The organism is Sphingomonas sp., from assembly GCF_039595165.1.
In the GTDB taxonomy this organism is placed as follows: Bacteria; Pseudomonadota; Alphaproteobacteria; order Sphingomonadales; family Sphingomonadaceae; genus Sphingomonas.
This window is the reverse complement of the sequence record NZ_JBCNMA010000183.1, coordinates 1-4,955: the sequence shown is the minus strand read 5'-3', so window position 1 is coordinate 4,955 and position 4,955 is coordinate 1. Positions and strand designations below refer to the sequence as shown.

The window sequence follows — 4,955 nt, the reverse complement described above, 5'->3', positions numbered from 1 at the left end:
TCGACCGTCTTCCGGATCAGCTCGTGCATGTCGTAGGGCTGGTTGGCGCTCGGCGGGATTAGCGTGTCGAGGCTGTCCTCGAGCCGGTCCCAGGGATCCTCGCACGGCCGCTCGGGCACCGGCTCGCGGTTGCTGGCGGGAAGGAAGTCCACGAAGTCGCGGGCCGCGAGCAGCGCCTCGATGTCGTTCTCGAAGGCCATATCGGCGACCCCCGACTTCGTGGTATGCGTCACCGCTCCACCCAAATCCTCCTGCGTGACGATCTCGTTGGTAACGGTCTTCACTACATCGGGTCCGGTGACGAACATGTATGAGCTATCCTTCACCATGAAGATGAAGTCGGTCATCGCGGGGCTGTACACGGCACCACCCGCGCACGGTCCCATGATCAGGGAAAGCTGCGGTACCACGCCGCTGGCCAGCACGTTGCGCTGGAACACCTCGGCATAGCCTGCAAGGCTCGCGACGCCCTCCTGGATGCGCGCGCCGCCGCTGTCGTTGAGGCCGATCACGGGTGCGCCGACCTTCATCGCCATGTCCATGATCTTGCAGATCTTCTGCGCGTGCCGTTCGGACAGCGACCCGCCGAACACGGTGAAGTCCTGGCTGAACACGAACACCAGCCGCCCGTTGATCGTGCCGCTGCCGGTGACCACGCCGTCGCCCGGCACCACTTGCTCCGGCATGCCGAAATCGACGCAGTTGTGCTCGACATACATGTCGAGCTCCTCGAACGATCCCTCGTCGAGCAGCACCTCGACCCGCTCGCGGGCGGTGAGCTTGCCCTTGGCGTGCTGCGCGTCGATGCGCTTCTGCCCGCCGCCCAGCCGCGCCGCGGCACGGCGGCGCTCGAGTTCCTCGATCGTCGAAGACATGCATTTCTCCTTGGCCGGGTGCCTGCACAGGACAATGCGCCGCATGCAAATGCAATGTTGCGAAGTTGCATCACTCATATCCGCGGAATATTGTCGGAGCGATGGAACAACCCCGCCGCCGCCTCTTCGCCGGAGCCCGTGTCCGCGACCTGCGCAAGCGCCTCGTGTTGCCCCAGGCCGCGCTCGCCGCGCGGCTCGGCGTCTCGGTCAGCTATCTCTCGCAGATCGAGAATGAGGAGCGCCCGCTCACCCCGCCCGTGCTGATCGCACTCACCCGCGAGTTCCCGCAGCTATGGGGTGAGGTCGGCGAAGACGAGGCCACCGCCGATCTCGTCCGTGCGATCGATGCGGGCACCGACAGCAGCATCCCCAGCGGCGCGCTCGACGAAGCCGCGGTGCAGCGCGGGGTCGAGAAGCACCCCGCCCTCACCCGCCGCATGGTCGCGCTGCACGACGCGTGGCGCCGCAGCCAGGCGCAGCTGCGCGTCCTCGACGACAAGGTCGAGAGCGGCGCGGGCACCGCCGGCTCGCTGCCGTGGGAGGAAGTGCGCGACTGGTACCAGGCCGAGGGCAATTACATCGACGTGCTCGACCGCGCCGCCGAGGCGCTCGCCGAGACCTTCGACCATCCCCGCGCGATCGAGGACCGCCTGCGCGACACCCACGCCGTCCGCATCGAGGACGCGCGCGACGACGACACCCGCCTCTCGCGCTTCGCCACCGACAGCCGCCGCCTGACGATCAGCGGCGTGCTCCCGCCGGAGAGCCGCGCCTTCCTGCTCGCGCACCGCCTCGCCGTACTCGAGTTCGGCGAGCAGATGCACACCGTCGCGGAGGCGAGCGGCCTCGCCTCCCCCGCCGCGCGCGAGCTTCTCTCGCTCGGCCTCGCCAACTACGCCGCCGGCGCCCTGCTCATGCCCTACACAAGCTTCCGCGACACCGCGCGCGACGTTCGCCACGACATCGACCGCCTGCGCCAGCGCTTCGGCGCCAGCTTCGAACAGGCCTGCCACCGTCTCTCCACCCTTCAGCGCCCGGGCGCGCAGGGCATCCCCTTCTTCTTCTGCCGAGTCGACATGGCCGGCAACATCACCAAGCGCCATTCCGCCACCCGCCTCGAATTCGCGCGCTTCGGCGGCGCCTGCCCGCTCTGGGTGGTGCACGAGGCGGTGGCGATCCCCGACCGCATCCTCGTCCAGCTCGCCGAGACGCCCGATGGCGCGCGCTACGTCTCGATGGCCAAGGGCCTGGTCAAGCCCTCGGCGAGCTACGCCCGCCCGCCGCGCCGCTACGCCGTCGCGCTGGGCTGCGAAGAGGCGCATGCCGCCGACTTCGTCTATGCCGACAGCCTGCGCACCGGCGGCATCGCCACGCCGATCGGCACCAGCTGCCGCATCTGCCCGCGCACCGATTGCGACCAGCGCGCCTTCCCGCCCGCCGCGAGCGAGATCCGCATCGATCCCGACGTCCGCGCACCGGTGCCCTACGCCTTTTAAGGCGTGGCCGCGGCAAGCAACCAATCCTCCCCCGCCAGGGGGAGGTGGCAGGCGCAGCCTGACGGAGGGGGAGGAAGCGCGACGGTCAAGGTCGTCACCGTCCTCCCCCTCCGTCGCCTTCGGCGCCACCTCCCCCTGGCGAGGGAGGATTGGAACTCGCGCCGCAAACGCGCGCTTCTCCCGCAAAGGAGACAGAATGGACGCCGCGCCCTTCGCCCCGATGGAAGCCAGGCTCGCCGAGGCGCTGCCCGACCCGCCCGGCTGGCAATACGAGCCCAAATGGGACGGCTTCCGCGCGATCGCGGTGCGCGACGGGGACGGCCTGCAGATATGGTCCAAGTCCGGCAAGCCGCTCGGCCGCTACTTCCCCGAGATGCTCGAAGCGCTCGCCACGATCCCGGAGAAACGCTTCACCCTCGACGGCGAGCTCGTTGTCCCGATCGGCGACCACCTCTCGTTCGACGCCCTCCAGGCCCGCCTTCACCCCGCTGAGTCGCGCATCGCCAAGCTCTCGGTCGAGACGCCCGCCCAGCTCGTCCTGTTCGATTGCCTGCGCCTCGGCCCCGACGACCTGCTCGACACTCCGCTCGCCCAGCGCCGCGAACAGCTCGAAGCGCTCCACGAGCGCATCGAGTCGCCCGCGCTGATCCTCTCGCCCTGCACCACCGACCGGGCCTCCGCCGAAGCATGGCTCGCACAAACCGGCGGCGCACTCGATGGGGTCATCGCCAAGCCGCTCGACGCGCCTTACCAGCCAGGCGAGCGGGCGATGGCGAAGGTCAAGCAGCTGCGCACCGCCGACTGCGTGGTCGGCGGCTACCGCACCGACGCCAAGGGCGCGGTGGTCTCGCTGCTGCTCGGCCTCTATGACGATGCCGGCAAGCTCGATCATGTCGGCTTCACCTCGGCGATCCCCGCAAAGGAACGCCCCGCGCTCAAGCGCAAGCTCGCCCCGCATCAGGGCGACCCCGGCTTCACCGGCAACGCCCCCGGCGGCCCCAGTCGCTGGACCGGCGGCAAGGCGCGCGATTACGTGAAGCTGCGCCACGAGCTGGTTGCCGAGGTCCGCTACGATCAGGTCACCGCCGGCCGCTTCCGCCACGGCACGCGCCTGCTCCGCTGGCGCCCCGACAAGGCCCCCGAGCAATGCACCCGCGACCAGCTCGTCCGCGAGCTCAAGCCCGCCGAGCTGCTCGCGCTGCTCGGTTGAAGCTTATTCCTCGCCCATCCGCAGCGCGGCGATGAAGGCCTCCTGCGGGATGCTGACCGAGCCATACTCGCGCATCTTCGCCTTGCCCTTCTTCTGCTTCTCCAGCAGCTTGCGCTTGCGAGTGGCGTCGCCGCCATAGCATTTCGCGGTCACGTCCTTGCGCATCGCACTGATCGTCTCGCGCGCGATCACCTTGCCGCCGATCGCTGCCTGGATCGGGATTTTGAACAGGTGGCGCGGGATCAGTTCCTTGAGCCGCTCGCACATGCCGCGCCCGCGCGCCTCGGCGGTCGAGCGATGGACGATCATGCTCAGCGCATCGACCGGCTCCTCGTTGACCAGGATGCCCATCTTGACGAGGTCGCCCTCGCGATAGCCGATCTGCTCGTAGTCGAAGCTGGCATAGCCCTTGGACAGCGACTTCAGCCGGTCATAGAAGTCGAACACCACTTCGTTGAGCGGCAGTTCGTAGGTCACCTGCGCGCGGCCGCCGACATAGGTCAGGTTCTTCTGAATGCCGCGCCGGTCCTGACACAGCTTCAGGATCGAGCCGAGATACTCGTCGGGGACATAGATCACCGCCTGAATCCACGGCTCGCTGATCGTCTCGATCTTGTTGGGATCGGGCATGTCGGCAGGGTTGTGCAGCTCGATATGCCCGCCGGCATGCGTCAGCTCGATCTGGTACACCACCGACGGCGCCGTGGTGATCAGGTCGAGATCATATTCGCGCATCAGCCGCTCCTGGATGATCTCCAGGTGCAGCAGGCCGAGGAATCCGCAGCGGAAGCCGAACCCCAGCGCCGCCGAGGTCTCCATCTCGAACGAGAAGCTGGCGTCGTTGAGCCGCAGCTTCGAGATGCTTTCGCGCAGTTTCTCGAAGTCGTTGGCATCGACCGGGAACAGCCCGCAGAACACCACCGGCTGCACTTCCTTGAAACCCGGCAGCGGCTCGGCGGCCGGCTTCTTGGCGTCGGTCAGCGTGTCGCCGACGCGCGCCTGCGCCACTTCCTTGATCTGCGCGGTGATGAAGCCGATCTCGCCGGGGCCGAGGTCCGGCAGCTGCTCGATCTTGGGCCGGAACGCGCCGACGCGATCGACCAGATGGGTCGTCCCCGCCGCCATGAACTTGATCTGCTGGCCCTTCCGGATCGTGCCGTCGATGACGCGGATCAGGATGACAACGCCGAGATACGGGTCGTACCAGCTGTCGACCAGCATCGCCTTGAGCGGCGCATTCGCGTCGCCCTTGGGCGGCGGGATGCGCTCCACCACGGCGTTGAGGATCTCGTCGATCCCGATTCCCGACTTCGCCGACGCCAGCACCGCGCCCGACGCGTCGATGCCGATCACTTCCTCGATCTCGTTCCGCAC

At 68.2% G+C, this 4,955-nt stretch carries 4 protein-coding genes; 2 read left to right on the top strand and 2 right to left on the bottom strand.

Translation table 11 applies throughout. The features are described 5' to 3' along the window. Window positions 1–875 (bottom strand): carboxyl transferase domain-containing protein (locus ABDV68_RS18295; protein ID WP_343521529.1); only part of this gene is annotated, 875 nt, incomplete at its 3' end. A gap of 101 nt (window positions 876–976) precedes the next feature. Here ABDV68_RS18295 and ABDV68_RS18290 point away from each other — a divergent pair. Together ABDV68_RS18290 and ABDV68_RS18285 are read left to right on the top strand one after the other, a co-directional pair. After that, window positions 977–2,371: a short-chain fatty acyl-CoA regulator family protein gene (locus ABDV68_RS18290; protein WP_343521528.1), complete on the top strand. Its 1,395-nt coding sequence runs from the start codon at window positions 977–979 to the stop codon at window positions 2,369–2,371. A gap of 196 nt (window positions 2,372–2,567) precedes the next feature. Beyond that, window positions 2,568–3,581, top strand: a complete 1,014-nt coding sequence (locus ABDV68_RS18285) for an ATP-dependent DNA ligase (RefSeq protein WP_343521527.1) — start codon at window positions 2,568–2,570, stop codon at window positions 3,579–3,581. A 3-nt stretch (window positions 3,582–3,584) separates the two neighbouring features. On the opposite strand, the gene lepA is transcribed toward ABDV68_RS18285, so the two are convergent. Next, on the bottom strand, window positions 3,585–4,955 hold a 1,371-nt coding region (lepA, locus tag ABDV68_RS18280; protein WP_343521526.1), incomplete at its 5' end, for a translation elongation factor 4.

Coding starts and splice junctions, on each gene's coding strand:
- ABDV68_RS18290 (WP_343521528.1), top strand. CDS start 977: ATGGAACAACCCCGCCGCCGCCTCTTCGCCGGAGCCCGTGTCCGCGAC.
- ABDV68_RS18285 (WP_343521527.1), top strand. CDS start 2,568: ATGGACGCCGCGCCCTTCGCCCCGATGGAAGCCAGGCTCGCCGAGGCG.